General features: G+C 62.4%; 18 protein-coding genes and 1 riboswitch. Of the genes, 7 read left to right on the top strand and 11 right to left on the bottom strand.

Annotated features, from left to right (window positions below; genetic code table 11):
* Window positions 1-177 precede the first annotated feature (177 nt).
* From thiS to CHC01_RS26555, 3 genes are all read right to left on the bottom strand, one after another.
* A complete protein-coding gene (gene thiS / locus CHC01_RS26565; RefSeq protein WP_068732274.1) occupies window positions 178-375 on the bottom strand; it encodes a sulfur carrier protein ThiS in 198 nt (65 codons plus the stop codon).
* A complete protein-coding gene (locus CHC01_RS26560) occupies window positions 366-1,403 on the bottom strand; it encodes an FAD-dependent oxidoreductase (protein ID WP_089267369.1) in 1,038 nt (345 codons plus the stop codon). Before CHC01_RS26560 ends, thiS begins: the two co-directional genes overlap by 10 nt.
* Window positions 1,391-1,535: riboswitch (TPP riboswitch) on the bottom strand. (Overlaps the previous gene by 13 nt.)
* Before the next feature lie 88 nt (window positions 1,536-1,623).
* The gene (locus tag CHC01_RS26555; protein WP_089267368.1) at window positions 1,624-2,130 is read right to left on the bottom strand and encodes a lytic transglycosylase domain-containing protein; all 507 of its coding nucleotides are present in this window, start codon (window positions 2,128-2,130) and stop codon (window positions 1,624-1,626) included.
* 218 nt (window positions 2,131-2,348) lie between these two features.
* On the opposite strand from CHC01_RS26555, the gene CHC01_RS26550 reads away from it, so the two are divergent.
* Entirely contained in the window at window positions 2,349-3,836 is a 1,488-nt protein-coding gene (locus tag CHC01_RS26550; protein ID WP_089267576.1) for a hypothetical protein, read from the top strand.
* A 3-nt stretch (window positions 3,837-3,839) separates the two neighbouring features.
* Here CHC01_RS26550 and CHC01_RS26545 read toward each other — a convergent pair whose 3' ends face one another.
* The gene (locus tag CHC01_RS26545; RefSeq protein WP_089267367.1) at window positions 3,840-5,162 is read right to left on the bottom strand and encodes an ATP-binding protein; all 1,323 of its coding nucleotides are present in this window, start codon (window positions 5,160-5,162) and stop codon (window positions 3,840-3,842) included.
* A 10-nt stretch (window positions 5,163-5,172) separates the two neighbouring features.
* Window positions 5,173-5,910 carry a response regulator gene (locus tag CHC01_RS26540; RefSeq protein WP_089267366.1) on the bottom strand — a complete coding sequence of 246 codons (738 nt, stop codon included), beginning with the start codon at window positions 5,908-5,910 and terminating at the stop codon, window positions 5,173-5,175.
* A 170-nt stretch (window positions 5,911-6,080) separates the two neighbouring features.
* Between CHC01_RS26540 and CHC01_RS26535 the strand changes: the two genes are divergently transcribed.
* The 3 genes from CHC01_RS26535 to CHC01_RS26525 all read left to right on the top strand — a co-directional run bounded on the left by CHC01_RS26535 (window position 6,081) and on the right by CHC01_RS26525 (window position 7,832).
* Complete coding sequence (locus tag CHC01_RS26535; RefSeq protein ID WP_089267575.1) at window positions 6,081-6,674, top strand: hypothetical protein; 594 nt, start codon at window positions 6,081-6,083, stop codon at window positions 6,672-6,674.
* 158 nt (window positions 6,675-6,832) lie between these two features.
* Window positions 6,833-7,210: a PRC-barrel domain-containing protein gene (locus tag CHC01_RS26530; RefSeq protein WP_089267574.1), complete on the top strand. Its 378-nt coding sequence runs from the start codon at window positions 6,833-6,835 to the stop codon at window positions 7,208-7,210.
* A 79-nt stretch (window positions 7,211-7,289) separates the two neighbouring features.
* Window positions 7,290-7,832 carry a PRC-barrel domain-containing protein gene (locus CHC01_RS26525; protein ID WP_089267365.1) on the top strand — a complete coding sequence of 181 codons (543 nt, stop codon included), beginning with the start codon at window positions 7,290-7,292 and terminating at the stop codon, window positions 7,830-7,832.
* A gap of 107 nt (window positions 7,833-7,939) precedes the next feature.
* Here the strand turns inward: CHC01_RS26525 and CHC01_RS26520 are convergent, their stop codons facing one another.
* From CHC01_RS26520 to CHC01_RS26500, 5 genes are all read right to left on the bottom strand, one after another.
* Entirely contained in the window at window positions 7,940-9,490 is a 1,551-nt protein-coding gene (locus CHC01_RS26520) for a DUF4403 family protein (protein ID WP_089267364.1), read from the bottom strand.
* Window positions 9,491-9,564: 74 nt separating this feature from the next.
* The gene (locus tag CHC01_RS26515; protein WP_089267363.1) at window positions 9,565-10,260 is read right to left on the bottom strand and encodes a L,D-transpeptidase; all 696 of its coding nucleotides are present in this window, start codon (window positions 10,258-10,260) and stop codon (window positions 9,565-9,567) included.
* A 218-nt stretch (window positions 10,261-10,478) separates the two neighbouring features.
* Complete coding sequence (locus tag CHC01_RS26510; RefSeq protein WP_089267362.1) at window positions 10,479-11,333, bottom strand: ABC transporter permease; 855 nt, start codon at window positions 11,331-11,333, stop codon at window positions 10,479-10,481.
* 1 nt (window position 11,334) lies between these two features.
* A complete protein-coding gene (locus tag CHC01_RS26505; protein WP_089267361.1) occupies window positions 11,335-12,135 on the bottom strand; it encodes an ABC transporter ATP-binding protein in 801 nt (266 codons plus the stop codon).
* Window positions 12,136-12,307: 172 nt separating this feature from the next.
* Window positions 12,308-13,318: an ABC transporter substrate-binding protein gene (locus CHC01_RS26500; protein ID WP_089267360.1), complete on the bottom strand. Its 1,011-nt coding sequence runs from the start codon at window positions 13,316-13,318 to the stop codon at window positions 12,308-12,310.
* 467 nt (window positions 13,319-13,785) lie between these two features.
* Here CHC01_RS26500 and CHC01_RS26495 point away from each other — a divergent pair, with 467 nt between their 5' ends.
* Complete coding sequence (locus tag CHC01_RS26495; RefSeq protein WP_089267359.1) at window positions 13,786-15,024, top strand: extensin-like domain-containing protein; 1,239 nt, start codon at window positions 13,786-13,788, stop codon at window positions 15,022-15,024.
* Window positions 15,025-15,033: 9 nt separating this feature from the next.
* On the opposite strand, the gene CHC01_RS26490 is transcribed toward CHC01_RS26495, so the two are convergent.
* A complete protein-coding gene (locus tag CHC01_RS26490) occupies window positions 15,034-15,666 on the bottom strand; it encodes a TetR/AcrR family transcriptional regulator (RefSeq protein ID WP_089267358.1) in 633 nt (210 codons plus the stop codon).
* Between the two features lie 185 nt (window positions 15,667-15,851).
* Here CHC01_RS26490 and CHC01_RS26485 point away from each other — a divergent pair, with 185 nt between their 5' ends.
* Together CHC01_RS26485 and CHC01_RS26480 are read left to right on the top strand one after the other, a co-directional pair.
* The gene (locus CHC01_RS26485; RefSeq protein ID WP_089267573.1) at window positions 15,852-17,084 is read left to right on the top strand and encodes an HlyD family secretion protein; all 1,233 of its coding nucleotides are present in this window, start codon (window positions 15,852-15,854) and stop codon (window positions 17,082-17,084) included.
* Window positions 17,085-17,098: 14 nt separating this feature from the next.
* Window positions 17,099-18,682, top strand: coding sequence for a DHA2 family efflux MFS transporter permease subunit (locus CHC01_RS26480; protein ID WP_089267357.1), 1,584 nt, complete (start codon window positions 17,099-17,101; stop codon window positions 18,680-18,682).
* Window positions 18,683-19,006: the final 324 nt, after the last annotated feature.

Here is a 19,006-nt window from a genome sequence, read left to right as displayed (position 1 = left end):
CCATGGTTTGCGTGCTCCCTCCCCCCTTGCGGGGGAGGGTTGGGGAGGGGGGTAGAGCCAGGCGAGAGCGTCGCGGTAAGAGTCCCTTTGTGGACCCCCGCCCCCGACCCCTCCCCGCAAGGGGGAGGGGAGCACAGCGGCCTTTGCGAATTGATCACGTCAAGGAGGTGCACGTTCTCACCCTCCCTGCCGTGGCGTGATGATCTCGATCTCGTCGCCTGCTTTGAGCGGCGTTTGCGCCCACGCGCTGCGCGGCACCACGTCGAAATTCAGCGCAATGGCGCAATGGGTGCCTTCGTAGTCCAGTTCCTGCAGCAACGCACCGACATGCGACGCCTCGATTTCGCGGTGCTCGCCATTGACGATCACTTGCATTGCATCACCTCATTGTCGATCTCGCCACGCTGCACATAAGCGAGCGTCAGCTCCGCCAGCGCAGGCGCCAGCAGAAAGCCGTGGCGATAGAGGCCGTTCACCGCGATCGTGTTCTTGTCGATCGCGATGCGCGGCAGGTTATCAGGGAAAGCCGGGCGCAGGCCCGAACCGAATTCGAGAATGCGCGCTTCGGCAAAGGCCGGATGCACCGCATAGGCAGCGCCGAGCAGTTCGAGTGCAGAGCGCGCGCTAACGCCGGTGTCCTCGCCTTCGATGGAGGTCGCGCCGAGCATGAAGCGGTTGTCGGCGCGCGGGATCACGTAAAGTGGCCATCGCGGATGCATCAGGCGGATCGGGCGCGACAGCTGTACTTCATCTGTCTCGACGATGATGATTTCGCCCTTGACGCCGCGCAGCTTCGGCGTGCTGGCATCATCACGTGCCGCAAGCCCGCGGCAATCGATCACCAGACCGTCGAGATCTTTCGGCTGCTGCTCGCTGTTGTATTTGATGATGCCGCCGGCGGCGGTGATCCGCGCATGGAGTTGCGGGAGCACGCGGCGCGGCTCCACATGGCCTTCGCCGGGATAGAACAGCCCGTCGCGAAACCGGCCTTCGAGCGAGGGCTCGATCTCGGCGACGCCTGCTGCATCCAGCCGCGTATGGCCGGAGGTCATTTTCGCGAAGCGTTCGAAATCGGCGCGGTCGCGCGCATGTGCAACGACCAGCGAGCCATTGAACGGTGTGTCGGGGAGTTCCTCGCGCCACAGATCGAGCGCGCGCAGGCCGAGGCGGGAGACCACAGGCTCGGAGACCTCGGCTTCGCACCACGGCGCCAGCATGCCGCCGGCCCAATGGCTGGTGGCGTCGCGCATGCTGGAATCGCTGCGCTCATGCAGCGTCACGGCGTGGCCGGCCTTGGCCAGCATCAACGCCTGCCAAGCGCCGGCAATGCCAGCGCCAATGACTGATATCGATTGACCCGCCACGGGAGAGTCCCCGCGCGGAGATTGCGTAGTCTGAAACATCCCTGTCCCTTCGCCGGCATGACCCGGATCAGGTTCAAAGGGTCACCGCGGTCTCGCGCGTCTCTTCCGGAACAGGAAAAGTGCAAGCTTGCGGTATCTCAGCTCCTCGTCGGAGCCCCCCTCGGAACGACTCTAATGTAAACCTATGGATGGGCGTGTCAACGCGCCCTAGGAATCCCTTGACGTGTAATCCCTTGGGATTCCACCCGATCACGCACAATTACGGCTTCGGAGCCTGGGCGTTGGCATTGGCCGTGTTCTGCAGGTGCAGGCGCTCGGCATCCTTGGCGAAGAGTGGCTGATGCGGCGGCGCGGAAACGTCACGGCGCTGGCGCTTGGCGGCGTAGTAGTAGCCGCCGGCATAGTAGGACACCGCGCGGTTGTGATTGCCGTTCGCGGCGCGATAGGCGCCAGCGAGATATTTCACCGCGTAAGTGAGATTGGTGTTGGGATCGCGGAGGCCTTCGGCGGTGCCGGTGTAGCCAACGCCGCGCGCGGTCGCGAGCTTGATCTGCATCAGGCCGATAGTGCCGCCGCGGCCGATCAGATTGGGGTGATACTTGCTTTCGCGCACGATCACACGATGCACCAGCGCCTCGGGCACGCCATTGGCCTGGGCATGGGTGGCAACCATGGCGTCGTAGTCGGCACGCTGCTGCGCGGATGCCAGTTGCGGAAGAGCGGCAACAGCCAGAATCATCGCCAGGGACAGAGAAATACGTTTCATGAATGGTCTCGAAAACTTCGTTCTCCGCCTGTAGCGGAGGCAGCCTTTCAGACGGCCTAAACCATCCGATTCAATTATCCGAGATGAGGGCTCGAATTGAGTCTTTCTGTAGGCCAGATTCGCGAGTTCCGCCCGATATTTACCCCAAATTATGCCCTCTCGTGATTTGCTGCGGTATTCCGGCGCTTTTCTTGCGACTTTCCAGGGGCATGCCGCGCATGACGATGTCCGCCACCCATCCCGTCGTAACGCGCAAAACGATGCACGGGCTGCTCCCGCTCTGGGTGGGGATTGCGGTCTATACGCTGTGGCTCGCGGCGGGCAACGCCCTCCTGAGAGATCCGGATGCGTATTGGCAGATCGCAGTCGGGCAGTGGATTCTCGATCACCATGCGGTGCCGACGACCGACATCTACTCGTTCACGATGTACGGCCAGCCATGGATCTCGACCCAGTGGCTGTCTCAGGTCCTCTACGCGGTCGCCTATGCCGGCGCGGGCTGGACCGGCGTGGTGGTGCTTGCTGTCGCTGCGCTGGCCGTGACAATGGCGCTGTTGGCGCGCTTTCTCGATAAGCGCCTGCCGGCCACGGTGACGATCATTTTCGTCGCGACGGCGCTGGCGCTGATGGCAGGGCATGTTGTTGCGCGGCCGCATCTGCTGGCGATGCCGGTGATGGTGGCCTGGGTCGCAAGTCTCGTGAATGCGATGGATCGCAGGAGCGTGCCATCCTTCTGGCTGCTGCCACTGATGGTGCTATGGGCCAATCTGCACGGCGGCTTCATTCTCGGATTGGCGCTGATCGGTCCGATCGGCATCGATGCGATCTGGCATGCACCGAAGACGATGCAGCGCGCGCTGCTGCTGCGCTGGGCGCTGTTCGGCATTGCCGCGTTGGCAGCAAGTTGCGTGACGCCTTATGGCTGGGACTCGCTGCTGGCGTCGCGTCGCATTCTCAATCTCGGTGAAGCGCTGGCGCTGATCGGCGAATGGCGGCCTGCGAATTTCAATCATGTCGGGCCTCTGGAACTGACCGTGCTGGCAGCGTTCGCGCTGGCGCTGTGGCGCGGCATCACGCTGCCGCCGATGCGCATCGTGCTCGTGATCGGCTTCGTGTTCATGGCGCTCAGTCACGTGCGCAACGCCGAAGTGCTGGCGCTGCTGGCGCCGATGGTCTTGGCGACGCCGCTTGGTCGACAAATCGGTGGACCTCAGATGCCGGCGGCCAATCATGTATCGCCGTCGCGGCATCTGCTGTTCGCGGGGATCGCGATCTGTCTGATCGCCGGGACATTCGTATTGGCGTCCGTGCAGCGCTACATGCCGCTCGAGGCGGCTGCGCCCGCAAAGGCGGTGACTGAACTCCAGAAGCTCAAGCTCAGCCGCGTCTTCAACGATTACGACTTCGGCGGCTATCTGATCGCGCGTGGCGTGCCGACCTTCATCGATGGCCGTACCGAATTGTTCGGGACGAAGCTGATGGTCGACCACAACAATGCCAGCGGTCTGATCGAGCCTGACAATCTGTTCCGGCTGCTGAAGGACTACGACATCGAGGCGACCTTGCTGCGAACCCAAAGCGCGGCGACCAAGCTGCTCGATCGCGTCGATGGTTGGGAGAAGGTCTATAGCGATGACATCGCTACGATCCATCTGCGGAAGCCGGGTGCGGTCCACAGCGTTGCACCTGCGGTGAAGGCGAACTGAGTGCTACGCTGCGGCTCTGTCCGTATCGCGTGCCGGCAGCGTGATGCGGACGATCAGGCCACGCGGCTGGCGATCCAGCAGTGTCAATTCGCCGCCATGGGCCAACGTTACGGCGCGGGCGATCGACAGGCCGAGGCCGAAGCCGGCAGCTTCATGATCCATGTTGCGGGCGTAGTCGCCGCGTACGAAGGGCTGCAGCATCGCGCTCTTTTGTGCGTCCGAAATGCCAGGACCGTCATCGGTGACGTCGATGATGGCGCCGCCCTCGGACATCGTCAGAGAGATATTCGCTTCCGAGCCGAACTTCACGGCGTTCTCGACCAGGTTGGTCACTGCGCGATGGAGATCGTCGGGCCGGGCCATCGCCATGGCGTGGGACGGGCCCTGATAGGTCACCATATGCCCGATGTCGGCAAACTGGTCGGCGATCAGCTGCAGGGTTGTGGCGATATCCGTCAGCGTCATCTCTTCCAGCCGACGGTCGTTGCGCAGGAATGACAGCACGGCTTCGAGCATCGATCGCATCTGATCGAGGTCACGCAGCATGTGGCGGCGATGGCCGTCGTCCTCGATGAATTCCGAACGGAGACGCAGCCGCGTAATCGGCGTACGCAAATCATGGCTGATGGCGGCGAGCATCTTGGTGCGGTCGTCAATTAGCGTGCCGATGCGCTCGCGCATCCGGTTCAGCGCGCGTGCCACCGAGCGAATTTCTTCGGGGCCGCGCTCGGGCAGGGGCTCAGCCGAGCCGTTCAGGCTGAACTCTTCTGCTGCCTTGGCAAAGGCCGAAAGCGGCGCGGACAGCATGCGGGCCGCCCACAGGCCCAGCAGCGTCAGGCTGATCACCACGAACAGAAACGTCAGAACCCAAGGACCGCCCAGAAAGAAGCCTGGTCGTCGCTCCGGTAGACTACTGAAGGAGAACATGTCGCCGTCCGGGAGGGTGACCCCGATCCGGTCCGGCGCGCCACCGATCGTCAGCAGTCGCGCGTCGGAACCAAGCAGCCGGCGTAAGCTGTGACGCGGATAGTCGGGGCCATCGTCGGTTGTGATCGTTGCATCCCGAGGGACTGGCCGGATGTCGAATTTGGGAAAGGCGTTTTTCAGATTGACCAGAAGTTCCCGGCGATCGGCAATCGGTGTCGCCTTCAGCAAGCGAACGATCGCGATCAACTCGCCGTGGCCACGATCCCGCTCCTGATCATTCGGGTCCGGCCGCATCAGCGTGAACAGCAGCGAGAGAACGATGTGGATAGCCACGATCGACATCACCACCAGGGCGGTGATCTGGCCGCTGATCCGACGCAGATTGAGGACGCTGAACATCTCGATGAAACTAGTTGGTCGTCGCCGTCGCGACCGCTTCCACCGTCGGCGTGAACATGTAGCCGCCCGAACGCACCGTCTTGATCATTTGCGCGTCCTGCGGGTCGATCTCGATCTTGCGGCGGATACGGCTGACCAGCACGTCGATGCTGCGTTCGAACGATCCGGCGCTGCGGCCTTGCGTGAGATCGAGCAGGCTGTCGCGCGACAGCACGCGGCCGGAGCGCTCGACAAAGGCACGCAGCAGATCGAATTCGGCCGAGGTCATGGCGACGCGCGCGCCTTCGGGATTGCGCAATTCGCGCAGGCGCAGGTCGATCTGCCAGCCGGCGAATGACAGCGCCGTGGCGTTCGGCGTGGCGCTGGCATTGAGCGCCGTGGCCTGTCGGCGCAGCACTGCATTGATGCGTGCCAGCAATTCGCGCGGATTGAAGGGCTTTGGCAGGTAGTCGTCGGCGCCCATTTCGAGGCCGAGGATGCGGTCCACGTCTTCGCCGCGCGCCGTCAGCATGATGATCGGCAGTTGCGACTCGGCACGGACCTTGCGGCACAGGCTGAGGCCGTCTTCGCCGGGTAGCATCACGTCGAGGATCAGCAGGTCGACACGGGTGTCGGCCATCACCTTTTCCATCTCGCGCCCGTCGGCAGCGGTGGTGACGTTGCAGGAATTGGTACGCAGATACTTCGCGATCAGCGTACGGGTTTCGCGGTCGTCTTCTACGACCAGGATGTTCGGTACGTTTGCCATGCGAACTCTTTTGGCCGGGATCGGCGCGGGCTGCAGAAGTTTTTTGTTTCGGACTATTGCTGGTGGCTGAGGCGCAACAAACCGCAACATGTCAGCAAGGCAATAACAAGACCTCGTTAAGAAGGTTAACCGCAAGTTGCGAGCACTAAGCAAGCACCTTGGAGCAGATCATGACCTCTATCTCGGCCGCGTCCAGCAGTTCCTACCAATCCCCCCTTCAGAAACTGCAGCAGGAGCTGCAGGCCGAGCTTTCCTCCGGAAAGATCAGCAGCGGCGATCAGGATGCGCTGTCCTCTGCTTTAACCGATATCGACTCGTCGCTGCAGGCCGACCGTTCGAGCCAGAGCAGCGGCAGCCGGCCGTCGCCGGACGAGATGAAATCGAAGATCGACGATCTCATCAGTGCCCAGGTGTCCAGCGGCAAGCTGACCTCGGACCAGGCCACCGAATTGCAGGGCGTGTTCCAGTCGGCCTTCGCCGATGGCGGTCCGGGTGGAGCAGGCGGCGCTCGCGGTGCCGGTGGTCCACCTCCTGGCGGTGGACCCGGCGGCCCACCGCCGTCGGATAGCGCCGATAGTACCGACAGTACCGATGATACGGACAGTGCGACCAGTATCTCCGATATCATGAAGCAGTTCCTGGACTCGCTGAAGCAATCGCTGGAGGCCTCGTCTTCAAGCTCCTACAGCGCGAGCGGCACCAGCGCTACAGCATCCAGCAGCAAGGCGTCATTCACCGCCCTGCTGATCGACTACCAGACCTGATACGAAGACCGCGACGCTTACGACCAGGCTGACGCCACCATCTTTCCCGCAAGGGAAAGGTGGTGGTTTCTTTTGTGCAGGTCACTTTCGCGCTATTGCCGGAACAAGGAACACGTCCGGGCATTGTTACCCCTTCAATTGATTTTATGGAGGCGACAATGACTCCCGACGTCATGACGAAGCCGCATAGCCTGATTGCGAGCGACCGGATCGAGGGAACGGCGGTACGACGTCCGAATGGCGAACGCATCGGTCATATCGAACGTCTGATGATCGACAAGATCAGCGGCAAAGTGTCCTACGCGATTCTGAGCTTCGGCGGCTTTCTCGGTCTCGGCTCGAATCTGCTGCCGCTGCCTTGGGCGCGGCTGACCTTCAATCGCACGCTCGACGCGTATCAACTTGATATCAGCGAAGAGGAATTGCGCAGCGCGCCGTCATTCACCGAGAAACGCGAGTTCGACTGGGTCGACAGGTCGCAGGAAGAAGCGCTGCATCGCCACTACGGCGTCGCACCCTATTGGGGTGAATTCTAACGACCAATTTCGGTGGAACCGGAACAGTCATTGTACCTCCGCGTTGCTTTTGGACGACCCACAACGACAGGAGGAACATATGTTCAAGAAATACATGACGGCTGGTATTGTTGGTTCGGCGTTGCTGGCAACCGCAGCTTTCGCGCAGAGCCCGAGCGCAACTACGACAACCACAGCCCCGGCAGCTGCGCCGGTCACCGCATCTGATACGACGTTCAATGGCAACTGGCGTACATCGAAGGTGGTCGGTCTGAGCGTATATAACGAAGCCAATGAGAGCCTCGGCTCGATCAACGATCTCCTGACCGACAAGCAGGGGAACATCAAGGCGGTGGTGATTGGCGTCGGTGGTTTCCTCGGTGTCGGCGAACGCCTAATCGCCGTGCCTTATGACAAGATCAAATTCGTGAACGAGCCGGTCGCAACAATGGCGTCTGCAACTGGCGGTTCATCGGGCATGAAGTCGACCTCGCCGCCAAGCGGCATGACCACGGGTGCAGCCACCTCGGGTGCAGCTCCCGCAGCCGCCAAGGCGAATCCCTGGTACCCCGACCATGCCGTGCTCAGCGGTGCCAGCAAGGATCAATTGAAGGCGATGCCTGAGTTCAAGTATGCGATGTAAGGCCTTTTTGCGTCACGTTGTGACAACGCGAGCCAAGAACCAGTAGGCTGACGATAAGAGCGTGCCCGTTTTGCGGGTGCGCTCTTCACCACGTCATCGCGTTGAATCTACAGCCCCGGCAACGCCGTCACATTCACATTGATGGCGCCATCGGCCTCCGCGATCACCCGGAGTGTTTTGGAATCGAAGGCGATCCCGCCGAGGCGGAGGCTGCTGATCTCGGCGCCGACCCGGATGCCGTTTTCGTTCTTCTGGAAATCGGCGATGACGGCGGCGATCTTCTTTTGCGCGTTCGAGGCAAAGGGCTTCAGATCGATGGTTGCACGTTCGGCCAGCGTCTTCTGTAGCAATGGCATGGCTGCACGTGCTGCCGCACCGAGCAGGCCGAAGGCCGCTTCTGATTCAACGGCAAGTTCCAGATCGGTAAAGCGTAGCGTCTGTGCCGCCTGATCGAGCGCAGGCTTGCCCCAGACATGGACGGTTGCTTCGCCGCCAAGACCGAACCAGCTCTGCTTCTCCTTGGCATTCACCAGCAACGAGATGAGCAGGCGGTCGCCGGATGCAGAGACAGTTGCCTTCTTCACCGTCACTGCGACCGCGCCGGAATTGTCTTCCGGGAATGTCTTGCCGACGAGCTGCGCCTCGATGATCTTGTTCAGTTCAGTGAAAGGCATGTCCACGGGCACACCGATGCTGAGTTTGCCGGGGCCGGGCGGCACGATGGCGAGTGTGGCAGGAAACGGACAATTTGGCTGTGTCTGTGTTGAGGTCACGCGTGTTTCGGCCTCGACGCCGAGTGTCAGCGTCAAATTGCTGGCATCGATGCGCGGCTGGGCGGCGACGGCACGCGTCGGCTTCAGTTCGATGAACAGGTTTTGCAATGCGCTCGCACCTTGCAGCGGGATTGACCGGCAGAGTTTGGCCCATTCACGCCGGGCATTCTGTTCGAAAGCGGGATCGTTGCGCAGGCGCTGCTGCAAGGCGATGATCTGCTCGTTGACCGCATTGTCGATCATCGGCTTGACCTGCGCGGGCACATTGATGCGGGCACCGGCGACCGCGACATTGGTATCGCCGAGTGTCACCTGCGCGGTCAGGTTCGGGTCGATCCGCCAGTTCGGGGTCAGCCGGGGCTGCGCCGAGACCACCACATTGCCGCGGATTTCCGCATTGGCATTGACGTTCTTGATGTTGATGTTGCCAAGTTGCTTGGCCACATTGCCGCCAAGCAGGTTGCCGAGCGCGCCGCCCAGCGCATCGCGCACATTCGTCGAGATGGCGCCGGTGACATTGAGCGCGCCGGTCAGCGGCGCGGACATGGTCAGCGTGTCCTGCGCGCCGGTCGCCGCGATAGGACCGCGTGCGGCGGTCCACTTGATATCGGCATCCTGCAGCAATTGCTGTACGGGATTGTCAGCCGTGCCGTTGAAGCTGCGCGGTGCGCCGCGGTCTGCGGCATCGCGGATCGCGGTGAGTGCAATGGCGACCGGCGCGATGATGCTTGAACTGCGTGCGGGTGAGGGTGGCAGTGGCGGCAATGCGACCAGCACCGGCGCCGAGCCAGCGCCGCGCGGAGCCACATAGTCCATCACCTTGAGTGCGACCACGAAAAAGACGGCGACCAGCACCGCGCCGATGAGAATTGGTTTCAGACGCATGATGTCCCCGCTCGAAAACGCGGGGACATTACAATGCTGTGGTGACGCGCGCCAGTTAGGAGCCGCGCCTCAGATTAGCCACGCTTGCCGCTTGCGCTGTCTGCACGGCGATCCATCGGGAGCACGACGACCTTGGTGCCGACGGTGACGCGGGAATACAGATCAGACACGTCCTGATTGGTGAGGCGGATGCAGCCGGACGACACCTGCGTGCCGATGGTCTCCGGCATATTGGTGCCGTGGATGCGATAGATGGTGCCGCCGAGATACATGGCGCGGGCGCCGAGCGGGTTGCCGGGACCGCCGGCCATGTGGCGCGGCAGATAGGGCTGGCGTGCGATCATTTCAGCGGGCGGGGTCCATGCCGGCCATTCGGCCTTGCGAGTCACGGTTTGTACACCGGACCATGTGAAACCATCGCGGCCAACGCCGATGCCGTAGCGGAGCGCCTGACCGTTGCCGAGCACGTAATACAGATAGGTGTTCGGCGTATCGACGATGATCGTGCCGGCGGCCTCGCGGGTCGGATAGTTGACGATCTGCCGCCTGAAGCGCGCGGGCTGTTCGATGGCAGAGCGCTCGTCATCCATCTGCGGCGACTGCACATAGGGCGCAGGCTCGCTCTGGACCGGCGGCGCCATGAAGAACGGAAACAGCGGCAGCGGCGTTGCGGCTGCCGGATGGGCAAAGGAGAATGCGCCGGCAAGGAGCGCGCCGATTGCGACAGCAGCACGGCGAATTTTTCGTTCGAAAGAAGCGAGGGTGATCATGGGAATCTCCGTTTGAGCGCCTGTAAATGAGCGCCCGTTCGGCGCCTCGTTGGCAGGAGATGTACCCAGCGGCCGTTTCAGGAGATTTGCGTCAATTCTGCAAAACGGTTTCGTCGCGGCGGGGAAATGTGTCGTCGCGGGGGGAGGCGGACAACATTGTTGCACCGGGAATGACCGCCGGCGCGCTGATTTGAATCAAGCGCGCCGGGCTTCAGTGGTCACTCGTTAACGGTGGTATCCGGGCGCCAGGTCAGCAGCCGGTTTTCGATCATGGTCAGGATCCATTCGGCCAGCAGCGCCACGATCGCGATAACGATCATCGCGGCGAACACGCCGTTGGAATCGAACGAGCCCTGTGCGGTCGCGATCAGCAGGCCCATGCCTTCGCGGGCGCCCAAAAACTCTCCGACGATGGCACCGACCAGCGCGAAGCCGAACGAGACATGCAGGCTGGCGAGAATCCAGGACAGCGCCGAAGGCAGCACCACCGCGCGGGTCATTTGCCAGTTGCTGGCGCCGAGGATGCGTGCATTCGCGATCAAATTCTTGTCGGCCTCGCGCACGCCCTGGAAGGCGTTGGCGAACACCACGAAGAACACCATCACGACGGCCAGTGCGATCTTCGATGCCGCACCAAGGCCGAGGGCCACGATGAAGATCGAGCCGAGCACGACGCGCGGGATCGAATTCGCGACCTTGATGTAGATCGAGAACACGTCTGACAGGAGCTGGTTACGCCCGAGCGCGATGCCGCACAGGATGCCCATGGCGGAGCCGATCAGGAAGCCGGCGCCGGCCTCGTAGATCGTCACCCAGATCTGCTTCCACAGCGGGCCGATGGAGGTGCCGTTCTCGGTCCAGTCGATCAGCTTGGTGACGATGCCGGAGGGCTGGCCGAAGAAGAACGGATCGATCACGCCGAGGCGGACGCCGAATTCCCAGCCGCCGATCAGGAATACGAGAACGGCAAGCCGCAGCGCCAGCACCAGGCGCTGATGGCGGCGCAGGCGCTGCACGGCGGTCTCGATGCGGCCGTCGGCGGCGAGGGGGGCGGTCACTGTTGTCTCGGTCATGTCAATGTCCCGCCCGTGCGCGCAATACTTCCTCGCGCAGGTCGTCAGAGATCTTGCGGGCAATGGCGATGAAGCGTTCGTCGTAGCGCAGCGTCGCGACATCGCGTGGACGCGGCAGGTCGATGGTGTGGACGGACTTCACGCGCGCCGGTCGTGTAGTCAGCACCGCGACGCGGTCGGCGAGCAGGATGGCTTCGTCGAGATCGTGAGTGACGAACAGCACCGCCGATTTCGCCTGCGCCCAGAGCTGCAGCAATTCCTCCTGCATCAGCTCGCGGGTCTGCACGTCGAGCGCGGAGAACGGCTCGTCCATCAAGAGGACCTGCGGATTGTTGATGAAGGTCTGCGCCAGCGCCACGCGCTTGCGCATACCGCCGGAGAGCTGATGCGGATGGTGATGTTCGAAGCCCTTCAGGCCGACACGAATGATCCAGTCACGCGCGGTGGCTTCCGCCTTGTCTTTCGGGATGCCGCGAAACAGCGGCCCAGCCATGACATTGCCGAGCACGTCGCGCCACGGAAACACTGCATCCTGCTGGAACACGAAGCCGACGCGGCGATCGACACCGGTCACCGGCGCATCGAACAATGTGACCTCGCCGCCTTGCGGGCGGGCGAGGCCGGCGATCAGCCCGAGCGTCGTCGACTTGCCGCAGCCGGTCGGGCCCACCACGGCCATGAATTCGCCGGGCGCAATGCTGAGGTCGAAATCCTCCAGCGCGGAGAGAACGTCACCCGAAGGCGTGACGAAGCGGCGCGCGACGTTCTTCAGCGCGACGGCGGAGGGTGCGGGGGCATTCATGATTGCATTCGCTTTATCATCAGAGTCGTTGTTGAAGTCGGCGGGTAAAGCGCGTTCGTTCTGCTCCCTCCCCCCTTGCGGGGGAGGGTCGGGGAGGGGGGTCCACAAGTGACGTCCCTTGTGGCTACCCCCACCCCCGGCCCTCCCCCGCAAGGGGGAGGGGAGAAGGGCCTCAGTTCGTCGCGTTGGCTTTGACCACGAAATCCGTGGTGTAGGTCTTGGCCAGGTCGATGGTCTTGCCCTTGAGGTTGGGCGAGAAGCTGTTCAGCACGCTCAGCACCGATTCCGGCGCACCAGCAGGCATCATGCCGTCGACCGAATACTGCGGCTTGCCTTCGCGCAGACCCTGCACATAGAGGTCGAGCTCGCCGGCATAATAGTCCTTCGGCATTTGAGCTGCGATCTCTTCGGGCGAGTGGGTATTCATCCACTTCAGCGTCTTCACGAAGGCATTGACGACCTTCTGTGCCGTCTCCTTGTTCGCTTCCATCCAGGCGCGGTCCATATAGAGACACGCGGCCGGATAATCGCCGCCGAGCGCAGCGCGGGTGCTTTCCGGCGTCCGCAGATCGATGCCGACTTTGGCCGTGCCGTTCTTCACCGCACGCGCCACCGTCGGCTCCGTCGTCATGCCGGAGACGATCTTGCCCTGCTGCATGGAAGCCAGGAACGTATCGCCAGCGCCGACTGGCACCAGCGTGTAGTCCTGCATCTTCAGCCCCGCTTTGGCGGCGAGCGCGCGGGTCAGGAAGTCGGTGGCAGAGCCGAGGCCGGTGACGCCGAGCGCCTGACCCTTCCAGTTGGCGGGATCCTTCAGCTTGTCCGCATCGGCGGCCTTCACCAGCACGACTTCGCCCGGCGCGATCGCGAATTGCACCACTGAGGTGATGAATTTGCCCTTGGATTGCAGGTCGATGGTGTGATCGTAGAAGCCGACCACGCCTTGCACTTCGCGGGCGAGCAGGGCGGTCGCTGCCTGCGAGCCGGAGGTGGAGTTGAAGAGCTCGACGTCGAGCCCCTGTTCCTTGAAGAATCCGAGCTGCGCCGCGAGTTTCGCCGGCAGATAGATCTGCTTGTCGATACCGCCAACCATGATCTTGATCGGGGTTTGCGCTGCAGCGGGGGCTGCAAGTGCAGCGGCGAGTGATACAGCCGCAATGGTTGCGGCAAAGAATTTGCGCATAAGCGTTTCCTGACTTCTGAATTCGGCGCTGGTCTACTGCGCGGGCGGTCATCCCGGTCCACGCGCAAGCGCTCGCAACGGGGGCATCAGGCCCCGGCCTGCGTCAAACTGTCAATCGGCTATTGGCAGGTCACAACAGCAAAAAGCGCCCGCTCGGGAGAGCGGACGCCATAGGTGAGAAAGCTTTATGGGATTAGGGCTCTACAGCACGCCAAATACGATAGCGCCGACGAAGGCGATTGCCGCATAGGCGGCCACAACGCTCAGTTGGCCGAACATAGTCATGGGAACCCTCCCTTTGACGTTGTCGCGCGGAGTAACGCGAAAGCTGGCGGTCCGTTCCCGCAGAAAAGAGAAGGAAGTCGACCAACTGCGGCCGTAGCGGTACGAGCGTCGGCAACATGGTAAATCAAACGTGAATTCAATGCGTTGAAGAGTCTTTAAAACATTTCGACCACCTTGCGCGAATGACGCGCAGAGTTCGTTTGTATCTCGTCGGCTCCGTCGTCCTTGTATCGCTTGCGGGTTGCGGACGCGGTCTGTTTCAGACCCAGGAACGCGAACCATGGCGTGCCGAGGCAGAAGTCGCATGTCTCAAATCCGGCACGGTGAAAGAGGGGGCTGATCTCGTTCGGATCAACCCGATTTCCGGGCCCGGCGTCTGCGGCGCAGAATTTCCCTTGAAGGTCGCAGCTCTTGGCGAGGCCAGCAGCAGCTATGGTTTTGCCGATGAAACCTTGCGGCCGCCTGGCGGCATCAGCGGTGCAAGCCAGCCACGTTGGCCGGTGCAGCAGCAGCCACAGACCATGGCGCGTCCCGCCAGCAGCTATCCGAATTCCTATCCGCAAGCTGCCGCGCCGCAGCAGCCGTCCTATGGCGGCGCTGCCAGCAACAGCGGCCCGATCTCGCTGAACGCGCCGGGCGTGCCGCCGGACAATGAAGACGAAATCGAACTGCCGCCGGAAGGTTCGCCGCAGACAATGCGCGCGCCGCAGCAAGAGCAGCCGCGCGCGCCTTACGGCCGTTACAGTTCTGGTGTGCAGCAGAGCCAGCCGCCGCAGGATTATGCTCCGCAGCGTCTTGGACCGGGACAGGGCAATGTCACGGGCTCGGTTGGCCCCGTCGTCGTGAAACCGACGGCGACGCTGGCCTGTCCGATCGTCTCGGCACTCGACAAGTGGCTCGCGGAGTCCGTGCAGCCGGCGGCGATGCGCTGGTTCGGCGTCCGCGTCGCCGAGATCAAGCAGATCTCTGCCTATTCGTGCCGTGGCATGAACGGCAATTCGCGCGCGCATATTTCCGAACATGCGTTCGGCAACGCGCTCGATATCTCCGCTTTTGTGCTCGCCGATGGTCGCAGTGTCTCGGTGAAGGCAGGCTGGAAGGGCATGCCGGAAGAGCAGGGGTTCCTGCGCGATATCCAGGGCGGCGCGTGCCAGGTCTTCAACACCGTGCTGGCGCCGGGCTCCAACGTCTATCACTACGATCACATTCACGTGGATCTGATGCGTCGGCCCAAGCGCCCGGTGATCTGCCAGCCGGCGGCCGTGTCGGGCGAGGAGGTTGCCGCTCGCGCGCAAAGTCGCAATCCCTATGCCGGGCGCAACAACAATGACTACGGCGGCGTGACCGGCTCGATCGGGCGCACGGCCAAGAAGTCGACGCGCAAATCGCCTGATGACGAGGACTTCTACGAGAACGAATAGGCCGGCTTGTCAGATGCGGTAGGCCGCAAGGAACATCCGCACAGCGCTGTCGACGACCTTGTCGATCTCCGCGGCCGTGGGTGTCGGCTTGGCCTGGAAGATGAAGGGCTGAAACAGCGTCGCCTGGCAGGACATCATGAATTGCGCGGCGGATAGCTCGGTATCAGTGATCGCCAATTCCTTCGCAGCGACGCGGGCATCGAGATAGGTCGCGACCTGCCGGATCGCGTGTGCCAACACCGCTTCATAAAAGCGTTTGCCGACATCGGGCATGCGCTCCGCGATCGCCATCACGGTACGGATCGCCGAGCCGCCGCCGGGCCGACACAGCAACTGGATATAGGCGCGGCCGAACTCGCCGAGCGTGGTCACCGCATCGCGTTCCGGATCGAGATTGAAGACAGCTTTGCCCTGCTCGAGCTTCTCCTGCTCGACGATCGACTCAAACAGCGCGCTCTTGTCGGTGAAATAGACGTAGAGCGTGCCCTTGGAGACGCCGGCGGCACGCGCGATCTCGCCCATGCTGGCGCCGTCGAAGCCCAGATCCAGGAAGACTTTTCGCGCACCGTCGAGAATTTGGCGGCGCTTGGCGCTGTCTTCCTCGCCTACGGGCGAGAGGGGGGCAGGGTGGGAGGCAACCATTCGTTCAGCCTGTTCGATAAATCAGCGGGATATCGCCCGCGATGAAACCGGAATAACGCGAAATCGTGATGAACTGACCAAACTCTATCTTGACCGAACCGTTCGGTCAATTTACATATTGCCGCAGCAAGCGGGGACCCGGCATGTCCGATGGTGTCCGCATTCTCACGTTTGAGGAGGCCGGAATGGCCGGACCACGCGACCAGGCTGCCCGTATCATTCGCCCCGAAGGCGAGGCTGACAGCGCGCCGGTGCGCGTTGTGTCGCCCGCAGCGGATGAACCCGCAGCCCGCGGTCCTGCGGATGCACCCGCACCTGAACAACCCGCCACAGCAGCACCGGCCGCGACCGCGCAGACCGCTGCTCCAAAATCCGGCAAGAAGAAAAAAGTGCTGCTCGGTGTCGGTGCGCTGCTCGCCGTCGCAGGCGTCTATTATGGCGTGAACTATTATCTGGTCGGCCGCTTCATCGTTTCGACCGACGACGCCTATGTCCGCGCCAGCAACACCACGCTGGGTGCGCGCGTATCGGGCCACATCGCGCAGATCCTGCCGGGCGACAACGTGGCGGTGAAGGCCGGCGAGGTGATCTTCAGGATCGACGACGGCGACTATCGCATCGCTGTCGATGCCGCCAAGCGCAAGATCGACACCCAGAAGGCCACTATCGAACGGATCGGCCGTCAGGTCGGCGCGCAGGAAAGCGCTGTCGAGCAGGCGCAGGCCCAGCTTGCGTCGGCCGATGCGGCTGCCAATCGCGCCTCGCTTGAATTCGACCGTCAGGAAACGCTGAGCAAGCAGGGTTTTGCCTCGCGCTCGGTCTACGAGACCTCGCAGTCGAACCGTGATCAGACCTCGGCTGCCGTCAAGGCTGCGAAGGCCTCCGTCGATGCAGCCAAGAGCAGCGTCGAAGTGACGAAGGCGCAGCAGAACGAAGCCCGCGCGCAGCTCGCCGAATTGCAGAGCGCGCTGGACAAGGCCGAACGCGACCTCGACTTCACCACCGTGAAGTCGCCGGTGGATGGCATCTTCTCCAACCGTCTCGTTTCGACCGGCGATTTCATCAGCGCCGGCCAGCGTCTCGGCAATGTCGTGCCGCTCAACGACGTCTATATCGATGCCAATTTCAAGGAGACGCAGCTGCGCCGCCTGAAGCCGGGCCAGCCGGTCTCGATCGAGCTCGACGCCGATAGCAGCCGCGCCATCGAAGGCACGGTGGAGAGCCTCGCGCCAGCCGCAGGCTCGGTGTTCACGCTGCTGCCGCCGGATAACGCCACCGGCAACTTCACCAAGATCGTGCAGCGCGTGCCTGTGCGCCTCAGGGTGCCGGCTGACGTCGCCAAGGAAAACCTGCTGCGCGCCGGCATGTCGGTCTATGTCCGCGTCAACACCAAGCCGGGTGCAGAACCCGCGCGCTAAGTCAGGACAAGCAGATGTCCACGACAACCACCGTGTCAGGCGCACCGCCGGCCGCTCCGGCTGCGGACTATGTCGCGCCGAAACGCCTGATCGCGTTTCTGATCATGGTGTTCGGCATGTTCATGTCGATCCTGGACATCCAGATCGTCTCGGCATCGCTGTCTGAAATCCAGGCCGGATTGTCCGCGTCGTCCAGCGAAGTCTCCTGGGTGCAGACGGCCTATCTGATCGCGGAAGTGATCGCGATCCCGCTGTCCGGTTTCCTCTCGCGCGCGCTCGGCACACGCTTGTTGTTCGCCATCTCCGCCGCCGGATTCACCTTCGCCAGCCTGATGTGCGGCTTCACCTCGTCGATCGAGCAGATGATCCTGTGGCGCGCGATCCAGGGCTTCCTTGGCGCCGGCATGATCCCGACGGTGTTCGCCTCGGCCTATACGGTGTTTCCGCGCTCCAAATTCCACATCGTCGGCCCGATCATCGGCCTCGTCGCGACGCTGGCGCCGACCATCGGCCCGACGGTGGGCGGCTACATCACCGATGCGCTGTCCTGGCACTGGCTGTTCTTCATCAATGTGGTGCCGGGCATCGGCATCACCATCGGCGTGCTCGCGCTGGTGGATTTCGACGAGCCGCATTTCGAACTGCTCGATCATTTCGACTGGTGGGGCCTCGGCTTCATGGCGGGTTTCCTCGGTTCGCTGGAATATGTGCTGGAAGAGGGGCCGCGTAACGACTGGTTCCAGGACACGTCGATTGCGATCTTCGCGGTCATCTGCCTGCTGTCGGCCATCGCATTTTTCTGGCGCGTGTTGACGGCGAAAGAACCGATCGTCGACATCCGTGCCTTCACGGATCGCAATTTCGCGCTGGGCTGTCTGTTCTCGTTCTGCGTCGGCATTGGGCTCTACGGCCTGACCTATCTCTATCCGCGGTATCTCGCCGAGATCCGCGGCTACAGCGCGCTGATGATCGGCGAGACCATGTTCGTCTCGGGCGTTGCGATGTTCCTGACGGCGCCGCTGGTGGCGCGTCTGATGCAGAAAATCGACATGCGCTATCTCATCATGGCGGGATTGGTGCTGTTCGCTGCCGGCACCTGGCAGATGACCTGGGTGACGCGCGATTTCGATTTCTACGAATTGCTGCTGCCGCAAATCCTGCGCGGCATCGGCATGATGATGGCCATGGTGCCGATCAACAACATTGCGCTCGGCACGCTGGCGCCGCAGATGCTGAAGAACGCTTCCGGCCTGTTCAACCTGACGCGCAATCTTGGCGGCGCACTCGGCCTCGCGCTGATCAATACCGTGCTCGATCACCGCACCGACTTCCACATCACCCGGCTGCACGACAAGGTGACTTGGGGCAATGCGCAGGCGGTCGAGATGCTCAACATGTTCACCCAGAAGTTCCAGGGTATGGGTGACGCCTCGCGGATGGCCATGAAACAGCTGTCGCAGATCGTGCATCGTCAGGCCGTCGTGATGAGCTTTGGCGATGCGTTCTTCGCGCTGTCGGTGTTCTATGTCGGTCTCAGCCTCATGGTGATGCTGCTGAACAAGCCCAGCAATCCCGCGGCTGCAGGCGGCGGACACTAGAGCGTTTTCGAGCGAAGTGGATGCCGGTTCGCGTCAAGAAAACGCGTCAAAACAAAAAGCTAGAGCGGCTCGAGCAGTTCTATCGCCAATCAGCGATTGAAGCCGGCCATCATGTTGCCAAAAGTCGGCGGCACATCTATAAAATCATTATCCATTGCTCGAACCCGAGGGAGAGTCTGCATGAAGTCGATTGATCTGCTCTCCGGAATTCTCGGTTCGGTGCACGCATGCGGGTTTATGCGGGCTCGTTGAGCCCCGGTTCCGCCTCTGCCGGTCGGGCCTGATGTCCCGACCATCCTGATCTTTCCCGTTTCTGTACTTTTA

The sequence above is a fragment of the Tardiphaga sp. OK246 genome, from assembly GCF_900188215.1.
GTDB lineage: Bacteria > Pseudomonadota > Alphaproteobacteria > Rhizobiales > Xanthobacteraceae > Tardiphaga > Tardiphaga robiniae.
Note: the sequence above shows the minus strand (reverse complement) of the source record. Positions and strands in the feature narration are given on the sequence as shown.

Bases quoted from the DNA above. Each gene is read 5' to 3' on its own strand.
- CHC01_RS26485 (WP_089267573.1), top strand. From the start codon at position 15,852: ATGGCCGGACCACGCGACCAGGCTGCCCGTATCATTCGCCCCGAAGGC.
- CHC01_RS26505 (WP_089267361.1), bottom strand. From the start codon at position 12,135: ATGAATGCCCCCGCACCCTCCGCCGTCGCGCTGAAGAACGTCGCGCGC.
- CHC01_RS26480 (WP_089267357.1), top strand. From the start codon at position 17,099: ATGTCCACGACAACCACCGTGTCAGGCGCACCGCCGGCCGCTCCGGCT.
- CHC01_RS26500 (WP_089267360.1), bottom strand. From the start codon at position 13,318: ATGCGCAAATTCTTTGCCGCAACCATTGCGGCTGTATCACTCGCCGCT.
- CHC01_RS26515 (WP_089267363.1), bottom strand. From the start codon at position 10,260: ATGATCACCCTCGCTTCTTTCGAACGAAAAATTCGCCGTGCTGCTGTC.
- CHC01_RS26530 (WP_089267574.1), top strand. From the start codon at position 6,833: ATGACTCCCGACGTCATGACGAAGCCGCATAGCCTGATTGCGAGCGAC.
- CHC01_RS26555 (WP_089267368.1), bottom strand. From the start codon at position 2,130: ATGAAACGTATTTCTCTGTCCCTGGCGATGATTCTGGCTGTTGCCGCT.
- CHC01_RS26510 (WP_089267362.1), bottom strand. From the start codon at position 11,333: ATGACCGAGACAACAGTGACCGCCCCCCTCGCCGCCGACGGCCGCATC.
- CHC01_RS26545 (WP_089267367.1), bottom strand. From the start codon at position 5,162: ATGTTCAGCGTCCTCAATCTGCGTCGGATCAGCGGCCAGATCACCGCC.
- CHC01_RS26525 (WP_089267365.1), top strand. From the start codon at position 7,290: ATGTTCAAGAAATACATGACGGCTGGTATTGTTGGTTCGGCGTTGCTG.
- CHC01_RS26550 (WP_089267576.1), top strand. From the start codon at position 2,349: ATGACGATGTCCGCCACCCATCCCGTCGTAACGCGCAAAACGATGCAC.
- CHC01_RS26490 (WP_089267358.1), bottom strand. From the start codon at position 15,666: ATGGTTGCCTCCCACCCTGCCCCCCTCTCGCCCGTAGGCGAGGAAGAC.
- CHC01_RS26560 (WP_089267369.1), bottom strand. From the start codon at position 1,403: ATGTTTCAGACTACGCAATCTCCGCGCGGGGACTCTCCCGTGGCGGGT.
- CHC01_RS26535 (WP_089267575.1), top strand. From the start codon at position 6,081: ATGACCTCTATCTCGGCCGCGTCCAGCAGTTCCTACCAATCCCCCCTT.
- thiS (WP_068732274.1), bottom strand. From the start codon at position 375: ATGCAAGTGATCGTCAATGGCGAGCACCGCGAAATCGAGGCGTCGCAT.
- CHC01_RS26540 (WP_089267366.1), bottom strand. From the start codon at position 5,910: ATGGCAAACGTACCGAACATCCTGGTCGTAGAAGACGACCGCGAAACC.
- CHC01_RS26495 (WP_089267359.1), top strand. From the start codon at position 13,786: ATGACGCGCAGAGTTCGTTTGTATCTCGTCGGCTCCGTCGTCCTTGTA.
- CHC01_RS26520 (WP_089267364.1), bottom strand. From the start codon at position 9,490: ATGCGTCTGAAACCAATTCTCATCGGCGCGGTGCTGGTCGCCGTCTTT.